Raw genomic sequence first — 19,148 nt, 5'->3', positions numbered from 1 at the left:
TCCCGACTGGCCGTTCGCGCGACCCGCGATGCCGGTCATGGTCAAGCTCTCCGAAAGCGAGATGAACCACCAGTGAGCACTGAAACCGTCGTGGATGAAGCCCAGCGGCCATCGGACGGGGGGAGCGGGGTCCGGCAGGACGCGGGAGACGCCGGCTACAGCAAGGGTCTCAAGAGCCGGCACATCAACATGATCGCCATCGGCGGCGCGATCGGCACCGGCCTCTTCCTGGGCGCCGGCGGCCGGCTGCACTCCGCCGGGCCCGCCCTGGCCGTCGCCTACGCGGTCTGCGGACTGTTCGCCTTCTTCGTCGTCCGCGCGCTGGGCGAGCTGGTCGTCCACCGCCCCTCGTCCGGCTCGTTCGTCTCGTACGCGCGGGAATTCCTCGGCGAGAAGGGCGCCTACGCCGCGGGCTGGATGTACGTGGTCAACTGGTCCACGACCGGTATCGCCGACATCACCGCGATCGCCCTGTACACCCACTACTGGTCCATGTTCACCAGCATTCCGCAGTGGGTGATGGCGCTGATCGCGCTGGCGGTGGTGCTGTCGATCAACCTCATCTCGGTGAAGATCTTCGGTGAGATGGAGTTCTGGTTCGCGATCGTCAAGGTCGCGGCGCTGGTCGTCTTCATGTTCATCGGGATCTTCCTGCTGGCCACCCAGCACCCGGTCGACGGGCACACCCCGGGCCTGCACCTGATCACCGACCACGGCGGCCTCTTCCCGACCGGTCTGCTGCCCGTGGTGATCGTGCTCCAGGGCGTGGTCTTCGCCTACTCCGCCGTCGAACTGGTCGGCGTCACCGCCGGTGAGACCAGTGAGCCGCAGAAGGTCGTGCCCAAGGCCGTCAACTCGATCATGTGGCGGGTCGGCGTCTTCTACGTCGGCTCGGTGATCCTGCTGGCGATGCTGCTGCCGTGGAACGCCTTCAGCGCCAATGAGAGCCCGTTCGTCACCGTGCTGTCCCACGTCGGCATCCCGCACGCCGGCGACGTGATGAACCTCGTCGTGCTCACCGCCGCGATGTCCAGCCTCAACTCCGGGCTGTACTCCACCGGCCGCATCCTGCGCTCGATGTCCATGGCGGGCTCCGCGCCGAAGTTCGCCGGGCGGATGAACCGCAACCAGGTGCCGTACGGCGGCATCATGCTCACCTCCGCGGTGTGCGTGCTCGGCGTCGGGCTCAACTACTGGCTGCCCAGCGACGCGTTCGAGATCGTCATCAACATCGCCGCGCTCGGCATCATCAGCACCTGGTGCACGATCATGCTCTGTCACATGGTCTTCGTGCGCCGCTCCAAGCAGGGACTGGTCGAACGGCCGCGCTTCCGCCTCCCGGGCACCCCGGTCACCGACATCGCGACCATCGCCTTCCTGCTCGGCGTCATCGTGCTGATGTGGTTCGACGACGGCGTCGGCCGCAAGACCGTCCTGCTGATCCCGGTCCTGGCCGCGGCGCTGGTCGGCGGCTGGTTCGCGGTCCGCGGCCGGGTCCGCCGGATCGCCGCCGAGCGCGAACTCGCCGACTGAGCCGCACCGCACCCCACCTCCCGGACCGCCGAGGGCGGCCGCGGCAGCCTCCGGGCCACCGCGGCCGCCCTCCGGCGTCCCGGCCCGTTGTCAGTGGTCGCCCGTACTGTTGAGTCATGAGCCAGACACGGGGAGTAATTCCAGCGAGTGCGAGCAGGCAGGGGGCCGTTACGGCGGAGCGCGCGGGGACCGACGCCGGGCGCCGGCCTCGGCCCGGCCGCCTGTTCCGGCCCGCCGCCCGGATGGTCAGCCCGCCTGCAGCGGATAGTGGTCGGAGAGGTTGGTGTAGGTGTACTGCTTGCCCCAGCTGGAGACGGTCCAGGGGGCGGATTCCTCCTTGATCACGGTGTTGTGCCAGTCGGCGGGGCGGGCGTGGCCGTTGCGGAACAGCACGTAGTCCAGGTCCTCGCGGGGCTCGCCCGGGTAGCGGTCGCGGGCGATCGAGTTCTCCTGGGTGTCGAAGGAGTACGGGTGGCCGGTGCGGCTGTCGGCGGGGGCCAGGTCGCCGTTGGCCAGCAGGGCCTGGTACTCCGCGCCGTGGGAGTCGGTGTTCAGGTCGCCGGCGACCATGACCTCCTCGTCCGCGGGGATGTTCCGGGCGTCGAGGAAGGCGTCGATCTCCTTGAGCTGCTTGGCGCGGTCGGCGGCCGCCTCCCCGGCCTTGCAGCCCGAGTCGGTGGACTGCGTATGGGTGCCGACCACATGCACCCGGGTGCCGTTGACGTCCAGGACGGCGTAGACGAAGCCCTTGTTGGAGTAGGAGTCCGAACCGCACGCGTCCTTGTAGACGTACTGCTCCTTGCGCAGGATCGGCCACTTGCTCAGCAGTGTCACCCCGCCGTCCTCGGGTGTGAGGGCCGAGTAGGCGCCGCCGGTGGCGTCCCAGCCGCCGCGGCCGCGGCCGACCACCGGCGTCTGGTACGGATACTCCGCGGCGGCCCGCGACTTCAGGGCGTCCGAGGAGGAGTTGTCGAAGGCTTCCTGGAGTACGACCACGTCGTTGCCGTGGAAGAAGCCGGCCGAGGCGATCGCCTGCGCGCGGTGGTCCTGGCCCCAGTTGGGATAGAGGTTCTTGCTCATCAGGAAGGTGTTGTAGGTGAGCACCTTCAGCCGGGGCGCGGCGGCGGCCGACGCGGTGGGGGACGCGGCGGCCAGGGCGGCGACGGCGAGGGCCCCGGCGACGGCGGCGGTCCGGAACGTACGCGGCACGGAGTGCGGCACTGAATCTCCCTATGGAGGTGGGGACATGGGGACGTGAACCGGCGACGCACATCAAACCAGCTCCAGTTACTTCCAGGTAACCTCCCGGGGGGTGCGAGATGGACGTGAGGTATGGCGGCCGGACCACTGCGGTCGGCGGGGTGCGGCCGCCGCCCGGTGGGCCCGCCGGGCGGCGGTGCCGGCCGTATCATGGGGAAGCGGATGAACACCGTACGAATGGTCATGGAACGGATGAACTCGGTACGCACGGTCCCGCCACGCGACCCGCGACCCGTACGCACCGGCACGGGTCCGCTCCGCGCCGAGCCGGTGCCGCCGCCACCCGGCGGGGTGCTCTGGTCGCTGGTCGGGGACGTCCGGACGGTGCTGAGCCTGCCCGCCGCGCTGGCCCTCCAGGTCGCGCACCCCGCCGTGGGCGCGGGCGTGGACGACCACTCCGTCTTCCGCACCGACCCCTGGGGGCGCGGTGTGCGCTCCCTGGCCTCCTATCAGCTGTGGGTGTACGGCGGCGCCCGGGCCGCCGAGGAGGGCCGGCGGCTGCGCAGGCTGCACCGCACCATCCGGGGCGCCGACGCGCACGGCCGCCCGTACCACGCGCTCACCCCCGCGACGTACGCCTGGGTGCACGCCACCGGCTACCCCGTCTTCCGGCACGCCCAGCGCTATCTCGGCCGCCCGTTCACCCCGGCGCAGGAGCGGCAGCTGTACGCGGAGTGGCTGCGGGTCGGCCGGGTGCTGGGCATCCGCGACCGCGATATGCCGCAGACGATCGAGGAGTTCTGGCCGTATTACCGCAGGATGCTCGACATGGAGGTCGAACAGACGGTGGTGGTGCGGGAGTTGGTCACGGTCGACGGTCCGCTGCCGGTTCCGGACCGCGGGCCGGTGTGGCTGCGGATGCTGCTGCGGATCGGGTGGCCGGTGCTGCGGCCGGCGTTCCTCCGGCTGCGCCGCTTCCTGATCATCGGGCTGATGCCGCCGGACGCCCGGCACGCCCTCGGCCTGCCGTGGACCGACGCGCAGGAGAGGCGCCTGCGCCGGCTGGGGCGGGTGGTGCGCGCGGTGGTACCGGTGCTGCCGGAGCGGTTGCGGTATCTGCCGCTCGCCCGGCGGGCCCGGCGGGAGCACCGCGCGGGCCGTCGCTGACCACGCCGGCCCTCCGCGTCCCGACGCGCCGGCGGGCGGGTCCGGCGCACCCGCACCGGACCCGCCCGCCGCTCACGGTCGCCGGCCGCCGCCCACCGGGGCGGCGCCCCCGCTCCCGGTCAGTGGCCGCCGTGCACGTCGTGGGTGGCCGCGATCTGCTTCCACGACTTCGGCTGGGCGACGAGCCCGCGCGCGGCGAACGCCTTCGCGCCGCCGGCGCCCGCGGCCGGCTTGACCGGCTGGTACAGCCAGGTGTCGAAGAAGTCCGCCAGCGGCTTGCCGGACTTGCGCTCGGCGAACTTCACGAAGTCGCCGACCGCCGCGTTGCCGTACCGGTGCTCGGTCGGCCAGGACTTGAGGATGTCGAAGAACACCGTGTCGCCGAGCTTGTTGCGGAGCGCCTGGAGTGCCAGCGCGCCCCGGTCGTAGACCGCCGAGTCGAACTGCTTGTCCGCGCCCGGGTCGCCCGGCTTCACCGTCCAGAACGGGTCGTCGGCCGGGTGCTGGGCGTAGACGTAGTCCGCCAGCTGCTGCGCGGTGCCCTCGCCCTCCTTCTCCGACCACAGCCACTGGCTGTACGAGGCGAAGCCCTCGTTGAGCCAGATGTCCTTCCAGTCCTTCAGCGACACGCTGTCGCCGTACCACTGGTGCGCCAGCTCGTGCACCACCACCGAGACGTTGGTGCCCTTGTCGAACGCCTTCTTGCCGTAGAACGGCCGGGTCTGGGTCTCCAGCGCGTAGCGGGCCGGGACGTTGGGCACGTAGCCGCCGACCGCGTTGAACGGATACGGGCCGAAGACGCCCTGCAGCCACTCGGTGATCTCGGCGGTGCGCTCGATGCTGGCCCGCGCCGAGCCGAGGTTGGCGCCCAGGTCCGGGCTGACCGCGTTGATCACCGGCAGCCCGTCGGCGGTGGTGTCGGTGGTGATGTCGAACTTCCCCACCGCCAGCGTCGTCAGATACGTCGCCTGCGGCTTGTCCGACCGCCAGTTGTAGCGGGTCCAGCCCAGCTTGGAGGTCTGCGAGGCCAGGACGCCGTTGCTGAGCGCCTGGGTGCCGTCCGGCACCGCGATGGAGATGTCGTACGTCGCCTTGTCGGTGGGGTGGTCGTTGCTGGGGAACCACCACACCGCCGAGTCCGGCTCCTGCGCCACCACCGCGCCGTCCGGCGTACGGGCCCAGGCGGTGAAGCCGTCGATCTTCAGCTCCGAGGGCTTGCCGGCGTAGCGGACCACGACGGTGATGTCCTTGCCCTTCTCCAGCGGCGCGGCCGGAGTGACCTCCAGCTCGTGCTTGGAGGAGGTGGCGAAGGACGCCTTCTTGCCGTTCACCCGGATCTCGCTGACCTTCAGGCCGAAGTCCAGGTTGAAGCGGGACAGGTCCTGCGTGGTCCGGGCGAGCAGGGTCGCCGTGCCCTCCAGCAGGTCCGTCGCCGGCTGGTACTTCAGCCGCAGGTCGTAGTGGGAGACGTGGTACCCGCCGTTGCCGCTCTCGGGGTAGTAGCTGTCGCCCACGCCCGGGGCACCGGGGTGGAAGTCGGCAGCCGCCGCCGGGATCGCCAGCAGCAGGCTGAGCGCGGCCGCGCCCGGGACCAGGAGTCTGTGACGCACGAGTCCTCCAACTCGTAGGGGAGGTGGATCTGTTGCGGACCCTATGTACACATCCAGCCCCGCGTCATGTCCATGGCCATATCTGACACATGACCGACATCTGACCGACACGCGTCACGTCCGGCCCTCTTCTGCACAGGAGTTGACCGCGCTACCGTCCGCCCGTGACGATACGGAGGGGGCAACCCCACACCCCATGGACCACGCTCGTCGGCGCGGCCGTCCTCGCCCTCCTCGCCCTGCTCACCGGGCCGCCCGCGGCGAGCGCGGCCCCGGCGCCCCGCGAGAGCCGGCCCGTCTACTCCTACGCCCACGCGATCCGCGAGACGGTCTGGGTGGACACCGGGCTGGACGGCGACGCGGACGGCCGCCCGGACCGCGTGGCGGCCGACATCATCCGGCCCGCCGAGCCCGCCCGGCAGGGCCGCCGGATTCCCGCCATCATGGACGCCAGCCCCTACTACTCCTGCTGCGGCCGCGGCAACGAGAGCCAGAAGAAGACCTACGACGACCGGGGCCGCCCGGCCGGCTTCCCGCTCTTCTACGACAACTACTTCGTACCGCGCGGCTATGCGACCGTCCTCGTCGACCTGGCCGGAACCAATCGCTCGGACGGCTGCGTCGACGTCGGCGGCCGGTCCGACATCCAGTCCGCCAAGGCTGTCATCGACTGGCTGAACGGCCGGGCCCGCGGCTATACCGCCCGCACCGGCGGCAGCCCGGTCACCGCCGGCTGGTCCAACGGCCGCACCGGCATGATCGGCAAGAGCTGGGACGCCACCATCGCCAACGGCGTCGCCGCCACCGGCGTCCCGGGCCTTGAGACGATCGTCCCGATCTCCGGTATCTCGTCCTGGTACGACTACTACTTCGCCCAGGGCGCCCCGCTCTACGACGGCGGCCCCGACCAACTCGCCGCCGCCGTCGAGAGCCCCGGCGCGCACAAGAACTGCGCCGCCGTCCAGCAAAAGCTCAAGGACGGCGCCCCGCGCACCGGCGACTGGACGGCCCTGTGGACCGAACGGGACTACGTCCGCGCCGCCGCCAAGGTCCGCGCCAGCGTCTTCCTCGTCCACGGCATGCAGGACCTCAACGTCCGCACCCAGCACGTGGGCCAGTGGTGGGACGCGCTCGCCCGGCACGGCGTCCCGCGCAAGATCTGGCTCTCCCAGACCGGCCACGTCGACCCCTTCGACTACCGCCGCGGCGCCTGGGTGGACACCCTCCACCGGTGGTTCGACCACTACCTGATGGGCTACCGCAACGGCATCGAGCGCGCGCCGATGGCCGATGTCGAACGCGCCCCGGACACCTGGGCCACCGACGCCCGCTGGCCCGCGCCCGGCACCGCCCCGGTGACCGTCCACCCGCGTCCCGGCACCGCCGCCGGCCCCGGCGGCCTCGGCACCCGGCCCGCCCCGGCCGGCCGGACCGCCGCCTTCACCGACGACCCCGCGCACGGCGAGGCCGACTGGGCCGCCGCCCTCGACCGGGCCACGCCGGACAAGGCCGGCTTCACCACCGGCCCGCTGACCGCCCCGCTGCGGCTCTCCGGCGCCGGCACGGTCACCGTCACCGCCACCCCCAGCACCACCAGCGCGCACCTCTCGGCCGTCCTCGTGGACATCGGCCCGGACACCATCCGCAATTACGCCGGGGACGGCGAGGGCATCCGCACCCTGACCCGCGCCACCTGCTGGGGCGCCGGCACGCCCGCCGACACCGGCTGCTTCAAGGAGACCGCCGCCGACACCCGCCCGGTCGGCTTCACCGTCTTCAGCCGCGGCTGGGCCGACCTCGGCCACGCCACCGACCCGCACCACGGCCACCCGCTCACCCCGGGCACGCCGTACACCCTCACCCTCCGCCTCGCCGCGAGCGACCACGTCGTACCCGCCGGCCACCGGCTCGCCCTCATCGTGGCCGGCACCGACGCCAACCTCATCGACCCGCCCGCGTCCCGGCCGACGCTCACCCTCGACCTGGCGCGCACGGCCGCACGGCTGCCGGTCACCGGTGGGGGACCGGCGTGGGCGCGGGCTACCGGGAGCGATGGCGGGGCGGTCGGCGGAACGGCCGGCACCGGGCCGGTGGGCATCGCCCCGCCGGTGGGCCTGAGTCGAATGCCGTACGCGGACTGACCATTGGCGGGCCGCGCCACCGATCCGGCGCGGCCCGCCACCTCGCTGCCCACCCCCGCAGCCCACCCACGGAGGCCCCCTCGTGGCACCCCGCAGCGCACTCCGTTCCCGCGGGCTGGTGCTCGGCGCGCTGACCGCCGCCCTCACCGCCGCGTTCACCCCCGCTCCACCCCTCACCGAATCGACGCCAACTCCCTTACCCCGCACGGGTTTCGAGACCAGTCACGGCGCCCGCTGGACCAGCGAGGCCGAGGAGAGCGCGTTCCTGGCGACCGTGGCCCGCGCCTCGGACCGGGTCCGCGTCGACCGGATCGGCACCACCGCCCAGGGCCGCCCACTGCGCCTGGTCCGCATCGGCGCCCCCGCGCCGGCCCGCCACGACGGCGCCCCGCGCGGCACGTCCGTGCTCCTGATCTGCTCCCAGCACGGCGACGAACCCGCCGGCCGGGAAGCCTGCCTGGCCACCGTCCGCGATCTGGCCTACGCCACCGACCCGGCCACCCGCCGCTTCCTGTCCCGCACCGGCGTCCTGGTCGTCCCCACCGCCAACCCCGACGGCCGCGCCGCCGACACCCGCGGCAACGCGGACGGCAGCGACATCAACCGCGACCACCTCGCCCTGGCCACCCCCGAGGCCCGCGCGATGGCCGCCGTACTCCGCGACCACCACCCCGGCACCGTCTACGACCTGCACGAATACAGCCCCACGGCGCCGTACTACGTCAAGGACCTGCTCTCCCTGTGGCCGCGCAACCTCAACACCGCGGAGCGGGTCCGCCGGGAATCGGCCGCCCTCGCCGACGACTTCGTCACCCCCGCCGCCCGCCGGGCCGGTTTCAGCACCGGCGTCTACGGCATCTGGACCGACCCGGTGACCGGCGCCCCCGTCAGACAGGTCGCCGGCGACGGCCAGGAACGGATCCTGCGCAACACCGCCGGCATCAAGGGCGCGGTCGCCCTCCTGGTGGAAACCCGCGTCGACCCCCTCACCGACGCCGAGAAGACCGACCCGGCCCGCACCAACCGCCGCCGCGTCACCTCCCAACTCGCCGCCCTCAAAGGGCTCTTCACCTTCCTCGACCGGCACCGGGGGCGGATAGCGGCGGCCACCGCCGCGGCCCGTACGGCCGCCCTGGCCGACCGCGGCCCCGTCCACCTCGGCGGCGCCGACAACGACCCCCCGGCCCCCGACCGCGTCCTGACCCGCCCACCGCGCGCCTACCGCCTGGACGCCGCCCAGTTCGCCCGGGTCCGCCCGGTCCTCGCGGCCCACGGCGTGACCTGGCTGCGCGACCCCGGCGGCGGCGCCACGGTCCCTCTGCGCCAGCCCCTGCGCCCCCTGATCCCGCTCCTCCTCGACGCCCGGGCGGACTACCACCTGGTGGCGGGGCGGCCGGTGGGGGAGTGAGGGGGCCCGGGGGCGCTCGGGGGCTTACTCGATGAGTGCGGCCAGCCCGTCGAGGAGGCGCTGGAGGCCGAACTCGAAGAGGGCGTCGAGGTCGAAGTCGTAACCGGCCGCGGCGAGGCGGGAGAGCGCGGGGAAGCGGCCGGCGGCCAGGATCTCCAGCAGCGCGGGCTCCTGGGTGTCCATCCACTCCTCGCTGTCGAGGCCGCTGTGCGCCTCGGCCTCCCGCTCCGCTTCCAGGTTGACGGCGATGCCGCGGGTGTAGTTGAAGAGCGTGAGGTGCGCGGTGAAGGCGGTGTGCAGGTCGAGCCCGTGCGCGTGCAGGGTGGTGAGCATCCACTCGCTGTACGGCAGTGCCGAGCTGATCAGCTGGGGGCGGGTCACCGACAGGGCCGGTGCGAGCCACGGATGGCGGCGGAAGAGCGCCCAGAGCTGCCGGGCCGCCACTTCGATCGCCGCCCGCCAGTCCGCCGGCGGCTCGGCGGGCAGCGGGTGCTCCGCCATGACGCTGTCCATCATCCGCGTCACCAGGTCGTCCTTGTCGGCCACGTGCCGGTACAGCGACATGGTCGCCACCCCGAGATCGGCGGCCACCCGGCGCATCGAGACCGCGGCCGGCCCCTCGGTGTCGGCGATCGCGACCGCGGCGCGGACGATCCGTCCGAGCGTGAGCGCCGTCCCGTGGCCCGATGACGCCTCGGACGGCCGCCCGTCCGGGCGTGCGGCGGCAGCGGGCCGGGCGGTCCGCACCGGGCGGCTGGGGGCCGCCACGACCGTCCCGACGCCCGGGACCGCGCGCACCAGGCCCTCGCGGCGCAGTTCGGTGAGCACCTTGGTCGCGGTCGCCATGGCGACCCCCCACCGCCGGGTGATTTCGCGCGTCGAGGGCACCCGATCGCCCGCGGCCAGTTCGCCGGTCTCGATCCGCCGCCGCAGTTCGCCGACGATCTGGCTGTAGCGCGGTACCGCCTGTCCGCCCACCGACACCCCTCCGCACTAGTGCACCTGGATGGGCGCCATCCTAGCCTCCGACGCCGCCCGATCCCGTTCCGCGCGCAGCTTCGCCGCCTCTCAGTACTAGTGCACTACCTGCCAACATCCCATGCTGAGAAGGGATTTCATGGTTGCGGAGTCGGTGCGTACGGCGTACGTTCGCGTCATGGGGAAGAAGAACATACTCATCTGCGGCGCCGGCATCGCAGGGCCCGCGCTGGCGTACTGGCTACGCGAGGGAGGGTTCGCGGTCACGATCGTGGAACGCGCGCCGGAACCCCGGCCGGGCGGGCAGACCGTGGATCTGCGCGGCGCCGGCCGCACCGTGATCGAGCGGATGGGCCTGATGGACCGGGCCAGGGCGGAGAGCGTCGACCAGCGCGGCCTCGCCCTCGTCGACGCCTCCGGCCGGGTCACCGCGCGGCTGCCCGCCGACAGCTTCGGCGGCGAGGGGATCGTGTCGGAGATCGAGATCCTCCGCGGCGATCTCGCCCGACTGCTGTACGAAGCCACCCTGCCGGACACGGAGTACCTCTTCGACGACACCGTGACCGGCATCGACCAGGACGCGGACGCGGTCACCGTCACCTTCGAGAAGGCCGCGCCGCGCCGGTTCGGGCTGGTCATCGGCGCGGACGGGCCGCACTCCGTGGTGCGCTCGCTGGCCTTCGGCCCGGAGCGGGACTTCGTCCACCCGATCGGCCTCCACACCGCCTGGTTCACCGCTTTCGACGGGTTGGACCTCGACGGCTGGTTCCTGATGCACAACGCGCCCGGCGGCCTGGTCGCCTCCGCCCGGCCCGGCCGCCTCCCCGGCGAGATCAAGGCCGGCTTCAGCTTCCGTTCGCCACCGCTCGCCTACGACCGCCGCGATACGGCCGCGCAGCAGGAGCTGCTGGCCCGGCACTTCGCCCACGTCGGCTGGGAGGCCCCCCGCCTGCTGCGGTCGATGCGCACCGCCCCGGACTTCTTCCTCGACTCCATGGGCCAGGTCCGGCTCGACAGCTGGTCGCGCGGCCGGGTGGCGCTGCTGGGCGACGCCGGGTACTGCGCGACGCCGCTGACCGGCCTCGGGACCAGCCTCGCCCTCGTCGGCGCCTACGTCCTGGCCGGCGAACTCGCCGCCGCCGGGGGCGACCACGGCATCGCCTTCCGCCGCTACGACACGGTGCTGCGCCCGTACGTGCGCCAGGCGCAGCAGCTGCCGCCCGGCGGAGCCGCCGGGTACGCGCCGTCAGGACGGCTCGGCATCCGGCTGCGCGATCTCTCGATGCGGTCGATGACCCGCTGGCCGATGCGGAACCTGCTCGCCGCGCAGTTCGCCAAGGCCGGGGACATCGCTCTGCCGGAGTACCCGCTCGCCGCGGACCACGAGAGCGGCTTCCGCCGCGGGCCGGCGAACGTATAGGCGGAGTCGAGCGCGTACGGCTCAACGCACGGTCCCGGCCCGTACGAGACGCAGGACCTCCTCCGCGCAGCCCCAGGACACGGTGATGCCGGCGCCGCCGTGGCCGTAGTTGTGGACGCACAGGGTCCCGTCCGGGAGCCGTTCAGCTGCCAGGCGCACCGCCGGGCGGGCCGGGCGCAGTCCCGCCCGGTGGGCCAGGATCCGGGCGCGCGCGACCTCCGGGACGTAGTGGGCGCAGCGCGCCACGATGGCCCGCGCCACCGCCGGGTCCGGGTCCCGGGACCAGGCGTCCGGCCGGGCCGTACCGCCCAGGATCAGGCCGAACGGCTGCGGGAGCAGGTACGCGGTGTCCACCGCGCCCGCGTCGGCGGCGGTGAACCACTCGGTGACGCCCGGATTCTCGACGATCACCAACTGGCCTTGTACGGGCCGCACTTGGGGATCCGGGGCCAGGTCGCGGGCGCCCAGGCCGGTGCAGTTCACCACGGTCCGGGCGCCCTCCGCCGCTTCCGCCAGGGACGCCACCGGCCGCCGTACCAGGTGCCCGCCGGCCGCCGCCAGGCGCCGTTCCAGGTAGCGCAGGTGGACCGGCATGTCCACGAGAGGCGTACGGGCGCGCCACCCGGACCGGCAGCCGGCCGGCAGCTCGGTGGCGCGCGCCCGCCGCCAGCCGGGGACCGCCGCGTACCAGTCGGCGAGGCCGGCCTCGGGGCCCACGGCACCGCCGCCGGCCTCCGGGGCGTGCGGGGGACGGCTCGCTCCCGGGGCGGCCGCCTGACCGCTCGCCTCCGGGACGGCCGCCGGAGAGGCGTCCGCCAGGGTGCCGGTCACCAGCCGCGCCCCGGTTTCCGCGGGGTGCGCGGCGAGCCCGGTCAGTACCTCCAGGGAACGCAGGGACCAGCGGATCGCGGCCGCGTACGGCTGGATCCGGTACGGCCAGCAGAGCCCGCCGGCCACCGCCGAGGTGGTGCCGCCGCCGGTGTCCCGGGCCACCACCCGCACCCCGTACCCGGCCTCCGCCAGCACGATCGCCGAGGTGAGACCGATCACCCCGGCGCCGACGACGCAGATCTCCGCCGCCCCGGCCCCGTCCGTCCCCGCCGCCCGCCGGTCCGCCATCCCGCACCCTCCCGCGACCTCGCGCGCTGCCGGACGGTCCCGGCAGCACTCACCGCACCCCTACGGCACCCGCCGGCCCCCGGGGACCCCTCCACCCGGCGCGTTCCGGCGGTTGTGATCTTCGCGTAACCCTCCGGCAGCAGGCCGGACAAAGCCGGACCTTACGCTGGTAGGGCCCCCGGTGGAACGGCGCGAGCCGCGCACCGGCCGGGCCCCGGCACCGTTGGCCGATGTCGCCCCTCGGATCCGCCCCGCCCCCTGCTCACGCACGTCCGAGGAGAACCATGCCCCGCCACCGGCGCGCCCTGCCCGCCTGGCTCGCCCACCCGTTCCGCTGGCAGCGGCTGCCCGTGCCCTGGGCGGCGGTGGCCCGCGGCGCGCTGTGCGCGGGGCCGCTGCTGGCCGCCGGGATCGCCGCCGGCCACCCGGCGCCCGGGGTGCTGGCCGGACTCGGCTCCATGCTGGCGGGCGTCAACGACCGGCCCGGAACCCGCCGCACCGGCATCGTCCACATCGGCCTGCCCGCGCTGGCCGCCGCCCTCGGCATGCTGCTGGGCGCGACCCTGCGGACCGCCGGCGCGGGCTGGTGGACGGTGCCGGCGCTGGCCGCGGTGGGCTTCGTCTCCGGCGCGGGGAGCGTGGCCGGACCGGTCCGCTCCACCGCCGCCATGCAGCTGCTCGCCGCCACCGTCCTGGGCGCCGGGATGCCGCTGCCCGGCACGCCCTGGGCCAAGGCGCTGTACGTCCTGGCCGGGTGCCTGTGGCTGCTCCTGCTGCGGCTGGTGCTGCGGCCGCCGCGCCCGGTGGGCGGCCCGCTCAGCGGGGAACGGGCCGCCGTCGCCACCGTCTTCGACGCGCTCGCCGACACCCTGGCGGCGGCCGGCGGGCCCGGCGCGGAGGCCGCCCGGCGCCGGCTCACCGCCGCCCTGGACCGCGCCGACGAGGCGCTGCGGCTGCGCCGGCTCACCGGCCGGCTGCTGCGCCGCCCGCCCCGCCCCGAAGACCTGCTGCTGGCGGAGCGCTTCGCCGCGGCCACCGCGCTCTGCGAGGCCGGCGTCGCCCTGCTGTGGGAGGCCCGGCCGCTGCCGGCGCGGATCGCCGCGAGCCCGCGACGGTTCGCCGAGGCGCTGCGCACCGGCCGCCCGCCGGGCCGGCTCGCCGCCCCCGAGCACAGCTCCGCCGCCCGCGCCGCCTTCGACCACGCCCTGCTGGACGCCGCGGTCGCCTTCGCCCGGGAACACCCGGTGCCCGCTCCGGCCGCCGCCACCCCTCCGCTCCGGGTCCTCACCCGCCCCCGGGGCGTGCTGAGCCCGGCCGCCCGGGACTACGGGCTGCGGGTCGCGGTGTGCGTCGCGGCCAGTACGGCGGTGGCGCTGCTGCTCCGCCCCGGCCACTGGTACTGGCTCCCGGTCACCGTCACCTTCCTGGTCAAACCGGACCTCGGCCCGCTGTTCTCCCGTACGGTCAACCGCTCCGCCGGCACCGCCGCCGGGGTCGCGGTGTTCGCGGCGGCCGGGCTGTCGCTCTCCGGAGCCGGGTGGGCCTGGTGGCCCGCCCTGGTGGCGGGCGCGGGCGGGGCGCTGCTGCCGTTCGCCACCCGCCACTTCGCGCTCCAGACCGGCGCGGTCACGGTGATGGTGCTGTCCTTCGCGTACGTCGGCGCCGCGGCCGCCGCGCCCCTCGGCGGCGGCTATCCGCACATCGCCGTGCTGACGGCCGCCGAGCGGATCGCCGACACCTTTCTGGCCTGCGTGATCGTGCTGCTCGTCGGGCATCTGCCGCGGCTGGCCGACCCCGGCCGCCGGGTGGGCCCCCGGGTCACCGAGGCACTGCGCGCCACCGAACGCTTCCTGCGCTACGTCCTGGAGCCGGGGCCCGGCCAGGACCCGGCCCGCTCCGCCCTGGCCGGCACCGCCTCGTACGGCACCGATCCGGCCCGCCGCCGGGCGCTGCGGCGGGCCGCCTACCGGACGCTCGGCGAGGCGCGGGCCGCCGCCGAGACCGCCGCCGCGGAATTCCGCACCGACCGCGCCCCCGGCCCCGACTGGCTGACCGTGGTCGCGGCGGCGGAACGCATCGTCGACGCCGCCACCGCCTGCGCCGTCCGCCTCGATCGCGGAGCCCGCCGCCCGTCCCCCGACGAGGCCGAACGGCTCTGCCGGGCGCTCTCCGCCATGGCCGACGCCCTGACCACCACGCCCCGCCCCGGCACGCCCGGCGCCACCGGCACCCCGCCCCCGCCCGTCCGGCCGCTCCCGGACTGCGCCACCCTGACCGACGTCGCCACGGAACTGGAACGGCTGCGGGGGCAGGCGGCGCTGGTGTGAAGGAGGAGACGGGGAGCGGGGGAGGGGCCGGCGTCACGACGACCCGGTCCCTACCTGCCGGCCACCCTCACCCCGCGGCCGCCGCCCCGGTCGTCCCCTGGCGCACCCGCAGCGCCTCCGCCGTGCCGCCGACCGCCAGGGCCAGGGCGACCAGCAAGGCGCTGACCCACAGGGGCGCGCGGTAGCCGAATCCGGCGGCGAGGGCGGCGCCGCCGCACCAAGGGCCCAGCGTGGCGCCCACGTTGAGCGCGGCGGTGGCGAAACCGCCGCCCAGGGTGGGCGCGTCGGCCGCCGCGTAGAGCGCCTGCGCGATCAGGGTGGAGCCGACCGCGAACGAGAGCGTGCCCTGGACGAAGACCAGCGCCACGGCTGCCACCGCGCTGCCCGCGGTGAGCGCGAAGACCGCCCAGCCCACCAGCAGCGCCGCACCCCCGGCGGCGAGCAGCGGGCGCGCCCGGCGGTCCGCCAGCCGCCCGCCGGCCGTGACACCGGCGAACGAGCCCAGCCCGAACAGCGCCAGCACCACCGGCACCCCGCCGGCCCCGAGCCCGCTGACGCCGGTGACCAGCGGCGCGAGATAGGTGAAGGTGCAGAACGTGGCACCGTTGACCAGCGCGCCCAGCAGCAGCGTCACCAGCAGCCGCGGCCGGCGCAGCGCCCGCAGCTCCCCCCGCGCGCTCCCCGCCGCACCCGCCGCCTTGGAACGGGCCCCGGCCCCGGACGCCCCCGGCACCGAGCGCGCGACGGCCAGCACGGCCGGTACGGACACCGCCGCCACCGCCCAGAACGCCGCCCGCCAGCCCCACTGCTGGCCCAGTACCGCGCCCGCCGGTACGCCCGCCACGCAGGCCAGCGTGGTGCCGCTCAGCAGGATCGAGGTGGCCCGGCCCGTGGCGTCCGGCGGGGCCAGCGCCGCCGCGGTCGTCAGCGCCACCGCCAGGAACCCGGCGTTGGCCAGCGCCGCCACCACCCGGGTGGCGAGCAGCACCGCGAAGCTGGTGGTCAGCGCGCCCACGACGTGGACCAGCAGGAAGGCGGTCAGGAAGACCAGCAGCGCCCGGCGCCGCGGCCAGCGCCGGCTCAGCAGCGCCATCAGCGGCGCCCCGGCGACCATCCCCGCCGCGAACGCCGAGGTCAGCGCCCCCGCCGCGGGGATGGAGACCCCGAGGTCGGCGGCGAGGTCCGGGATCAGCCCGGACAGCATGAATTCGGAGGTGCCCTGCGCGAACACCGCCAGCGCGAGCAGATACAGCACGAATGGCATGAGATTTCTCCGCACCACACACGACCGGCACGGCCCGGCGGCACCGTCGGCGGACCCGACGGCGCACCAAGGACGGCCGGTAGGGGAAGCGGCAGCCCCGGCTACCGCGATGACAAGACCTGCCTCAACGGCGGCCCAGTGGCGGAGAGTTGATGAGCAAACGCCACCGGACGGCGCCGGTGGCTAGCGTCTTGACGCCTCGGGGCTGTTCATGATCCGCAGGCTAACGGGCCCGGCCCGCCCCGTCCACGGATTTATCCACCGGGGCCCGGCCCCGGCAGGCACCGGCCCCGGAAACACCCCGGGCGGCGGCAGGACACCGCGTCCCACCACCGCCCGGAAGCAACGCCCAACGGCTCAACGGCCAGGGCTCCGCGCACTCAGCGCCCGCTCCGGCCCCCCAGCAGTCCGGCCCGCCGCAGCGCGTCCGCCATCGCGTCGTTGACCGGTGCGGCGTCCCGGCCGCCCCGGCCCTCACCGCCGCCGCGCCGGCCGCCGCCGCCCTGCCGCTGCCGCGGCGCGCCGCCCCGGCCCTCGCGGCCCTCGCGGCCTTCCCGGCCACCGCCGCCACCGCGCCGTTCGCCGCCGCCCGCCGGGCCCTTGCCGGGCTCGTCGTCCAGCCGCAGGGTCAGCGAGATCCGCTTGCGCGGGATGTCCACGTCGAGCACCTTGACCCGCACGATGTCGCCCGGCTTCACCACGTCCCGCGGGTCCTTGACGAAGGTCTTCGACATCGCCGAGACATGCACCAGACCGTCCTGGTGGACGCCGATGTCCACGAACGCCCCGAAGGCGGCGACGTTGGTCACCACACCCTCCAGGAGCATCCCCGGCGCCAGGTCGCCGATCTTCTCGACACCCTCCTTGAAGGTCGCGGTCCGGAACTCCGGGCGCGGGTCACGGCCCGGCTTCTCCAGCTCCTGGAGGATGTCGGTCACGGTCGGCAGACCGAAGGAGTCGTCCACGAAGTCCGCCGGGCGCAGCGCGCGCAGCACCGCCGTGTTGCCGATCAGCTCCCCGACCTCGCTCTTGGCCGCCGTGACGATCCGGCGCACCACCGGATACGCCTCCGGGTGCACGCTGGAGGCGTCCAGCGGGTCGTCGCCGCCGCGGATCCGCAGGAAGCCCGCGCACTGCTCGTACGCCTTCGGGCCCAGCCGCGGTACGTCCTTGAGGGCCTTGCGGGAGCGGAACGGGCCGTTGCCGTCGCGGTGCGCGACGATGTTCTCGGCCAGGCCCGCGCTGATGCCGGAGACCCGGGCGAGCAGCGGCGCGGAGGCGGTGTTGACGTCCACCCCGACGCCGTTCACGCAGTCCTCGACCACCGCGTCCAGCGAACGGGACAGCTTGGTCTCGGCCAGGTCGTGCTGGTACTGGCCGACGCCGATCGACTTGGGGTCGATCTTGACGAGTTCGGCCAGCGGGTCCTGGAGGCGGCGGGCGATGGACACCGCTCCGCGCAGCGACACGTCCAGCTCCGGCAGCTCCTGGGAGGCGAACGCGGAGGCGGAGTACACCGACGCGCCCGCCTCGGACACCATCACCTTCGTCAGCTTCAACTCCGGGTGCGCGGCGATGAGTTCGGCCGCCAGCTTGTCGGTCTCCCGGGAGGCGGTGCCGTTGCCGATCGCGATCAGCTCGACGCGGTGCTCGCGCGCCAGCCGCGCCAGCGCCGCCAGCGCCGCGTCCCACTTCTGCTGCGGCACATGCGGGTAGATGGTCTCGGTCGCCGCCACCTTGCCGGTCGCGTCGACGACGGCCACCTTCACGCCCGTACGGAAGCCGGGGTCCAGGCCCATCGTGGCGCGCGTCCCGGCGGGCGCCGCGAGCAGCAGATCGCGGAGGTTCGCGGCGAAGACCCGGACGGCCTCGTCCTCGGCGGCCTGCCGCAGCCGCAGCCGCAGATCGATGCCCAGGTGCACCAGGATCCGGGTGCGCCAGGCCCAGCGGACGGTGTCCTGGAGCCACTTGTCGCCCGGCCGCCCGCGGTCCGTGATGCCGAAGCGGTGCGCGATGGCCCGCTCGTAGGCGCTGGGGCCCTCGCCGGCCTCCGCCGGGTCCTCCGGCTCCAGGGTCAGGTCGAGGACGTCCTCCTTCTCGCCGCGCAGCATCGCCAGCACGCGGTGCGAGGGCAGTTCGGTGAACGGCTCGGCGAAGTCGAAGTAGTCCGCGAACTTGGCGCCGTCCTCCTCCTTGCCCGGACGGACCTTCGCCGCCAGCCGGCCGCGCGACCACATCCGCTCGCGCACCTCGCCGATCAGGTCCGCGTCCTCGCTGAACCGCTCGGTGAGGATCGCCCGCGCGCCCTCCAGGGCCGCGGCCGCGTCGGCCACGCCCTTGTCCGGGTCCACGAACGCCGCGGCGGCCGCGGAGGGTTCGGCCGACGGGTCGGCCAGCAGCCCTTCGGCCAGCGGCTCCAGGCCCGCCTCCCGGGCGATCTGCGCCTTGGTGCGCCGCTTGGGCTTGAACGGCAGGTAGATGTCCTCCAGCCGGGCCTTGGACTCGGCGCCGCGGATCCGCGCCTCCAGGGCGGCGTCCAGCTTGCCCTGGGAGCGTACGGACTCCAGGATCGCGGTGCGCCGCTCCTCCAGCTCCCGCAGATAGCGCAGCCGCTCCTCCAGGGAACGCAGCTGCGCGTCGTCGAGCATCTCGGTCGCTTCCTTGCGGTAGCGCGCGATGAACGGGACCGTCGAGCCGCCGTCGAGCAGCTCGACCGCGGCCTTCACCTGCCGCTCCTTGACGCCGAGCTCCTCGGCGATCCTCGCTTCGATGGACCCGAGGGCCCCGGTCGGCTCCGTGGCTGCCGTCACGTTGATCCTGCCCGCCTTCCAGCGACTTGCCTTGAGCCTGCATTGTGCCGGGTGGCGGCCCGCACTGTCGCACCGCCCGGCCGGGGCGGCGCGGTGTGAGATGACGCACCCACAGCCCGCCGCCCCGGAACGAACGCGGAGCGTCCGGTGGTGTTTCACGTGAAACACCAC

12 protein-coding genes are annotated in these 19,148 nt (G+C 74.5%); 6 read left to right on the top strand and 6 right to left on the bottom strand.

What is annotated here, in order from left to right; all coding sequences use genetic code 11:
- The first annotated feature begins 90 nt into the window (after window positions 1-90).
- Window positions 91-1,533, top strand: a complete 1,443-nt coding sequence (locus tag ADL22_RS09630) for an amino acid permease (protein ID WP_066975771.1) — start codon at window positions 91-93, stop codon at window positions 1,531-1,533.
- 246 nt (window positions 1,534-1,779) lie between these two features.
- On the opposite strand, the gene sph is transcribed toward ADL22_RS09630, so the two are convergent.
- Complete coding sequence (sph, locus tag ADL22_RS09625; protein WP_066975769.1) at window positions 1,780-2,754, bottom strand: sphingomyelin phosphodiesterase; 975 nt, start codon at window positions 2,752-2,754, stop codon at window positions 1,780-1,782.
- Between the two features lie 330 nt (window positions 2,755-3,084).
- Here sph and ADL22_RS09620 point away from each other — a divergent pair, with 330 nt between their 5' ends.
- The gene (locus tag ADL22_RS09620; protein ID WP_066975811.1) at window positions 3,085-3,900 is read left to right on the top strand and encodes an oxygenase MpaB family protein; all 816 of its coding nucleotides are present in this window, start codon (window positions 3,085-3,087) and stop codon (window positions 3,898-3,900) included.
- A gap of 119 nt (window positions 3,901-4,019) precedes the next feature.
- On the opposite strand, the gene ADL22_RS09615 is transcribed toward ADL22_RS09620, so the two are convergent.
- Window positions 4,020-5,510 (bottom strand): M1 family metallopeptidase, encoded by a 1,491-nt coding sequence (locus tag ADL22_RS09615; protein ID WP_066975767.1) that lies wholly within the window; start codon window positions 5,508-5,510, stop codon window positions 4,020-4,022.
- Between the two features lie 164 nt (window positions 5,511-5,674).
- Between ADL22_RS09615 and ADL22_RS09610 the strand changes: the two genes are divergently transcribed.
- Window positions 5,675-7,651 (top strand): Xaa-Pro dipeptidyl-peptidase, encoded by a 1,977-nt coding sequence (locus ADL22_RS09610; protein WP_420711550.1) that lies wholly within the window; start codon window positions 5,675-5,677, stop codon window positions 7,649-7,651.
- 82 nt (window positions 7,652-7,733) lie between these two features.
- Window positions 7,734-9,059 carry a M14 family metallopeptidase gene (locus ADL22_RS09605; RefSeq protein ID WP_066975765.1) on the top strand — a complete coding sequence of 442 codons (1,326 nt, stop codon included), beginning with the start codon at window positions 7,734-7,736 and terminating at the stop codon, window positions 9,057-9,059.
- 24 nt (window positions 9,060-9,083) lie between these two features.
- Here the strand turns inward: ADL22_RS09605 and ADL22_RS09600 are convergent, their stop codons facing one another.
- Window positions 9,084-10,037: a TetR/AcrR family transcriptional regulator C-terminal domain-containing protein gene (locus ADL22_RS09600; RefSeq protein ID WP_066975807.1), complete on the bottom strand. Its 954-nt coding sequence runs from the start codon at window positions 10,035-10,037 to the stop codon at window positions 9,084-9,086.
- Between the two features lie 178 nt (window positions 10,038-10,215).
- Between ADL22_RS09600 and ADL22_RS09595 the strand changes: the two genes are divergently transcribed.
- Window positions 10,216-11,457, top strand: coding sequence for an FAD-dependent monooxygenase (locus tag ADL22_RS09595; RefSeq protein WP_066975763.1), 1,242 nt, complete (start codon window positions 10,216-10,218; stop codon window positions 11,455-11,457).
- A 21-nt stretch (window positions 11,458-11,478) separates the two neighbouring features.
- Here the strand turns inward: ADL22_RS09595 and ADL22_RS09590 are convergent, their stop codons facing one another.
- The gene (locus tag ADL22_RS09590; protein WP_066975761.1) at window positions 11,479-12,576 is read right to left on the bottom strand and encodes an FAD-dependent oxidoreductase; all 1,098 of its coding nucleotides are present in this window, start codon (window positions 12,574-12,576) and stop codon (window positions 11,479-11,481) included.
- A 284-nt stretch (window positions 12,577-12,860) separates the two neighbouring features.
- Between ADL22_RS09590 and ADL22_RS09585 the strand changes: the two genes are divergently transcribed.
- Window positions 12,861-14,903: an FUSC family protein gene (locus tag ADL22_RS09585; protein WP_066975759.1), complete on the top strand. Its 2,043-nt coding sequence runs from the start codon at window positions 12,861-12,863 to the stop codon at window positions 14,901-14,903.
- Window positions 14,904-14,970: 67 nt separating this feature from the next.
- Here ADL22_RS09585 and ADL22_RS09580 read toward each other — a convergent pair whose 3' ends face one another.
- Complete coding sequence (locus ADL22_RS09580) at window positions 14,971-16,167, bottom strand: Cmx/CmrA family chloramphenicol efflux MFS transporter (RefSeq protein ID WP_066975757.1); 1,197 nt, start codon at window positions 16,165-16,167, stop codon at window positions 14,971-14,973.
- 380 nt (window positions 16,168-16,547) lie between these two features.
- Window positions 16,548-18,977, bottom strand: coding sequence for a Tex family protein (locus ADL22_RS09575; protein ID WP_066975755.1), 2,430 nt, complete (start codon window positions 18,975-18,977; stop codon window positions 16,548-16,550).
- Window positions 18,978-19,148 lie beyond the last annotated feature (171 nt).

It is taken from the genome of Streptomyces sp. NRRL F-4489 (genome assembly GCF_001509485.1).
GTDB lineage: Bacteria > Actinomycetota > Actinomycetes > Streptomycetales > Streptomycetaceae > Streptomyces.
Note: the sequence above shows the minus strand (reverse complement) of the source record. Positions and strands in the feature narration are given on the sequence as shown.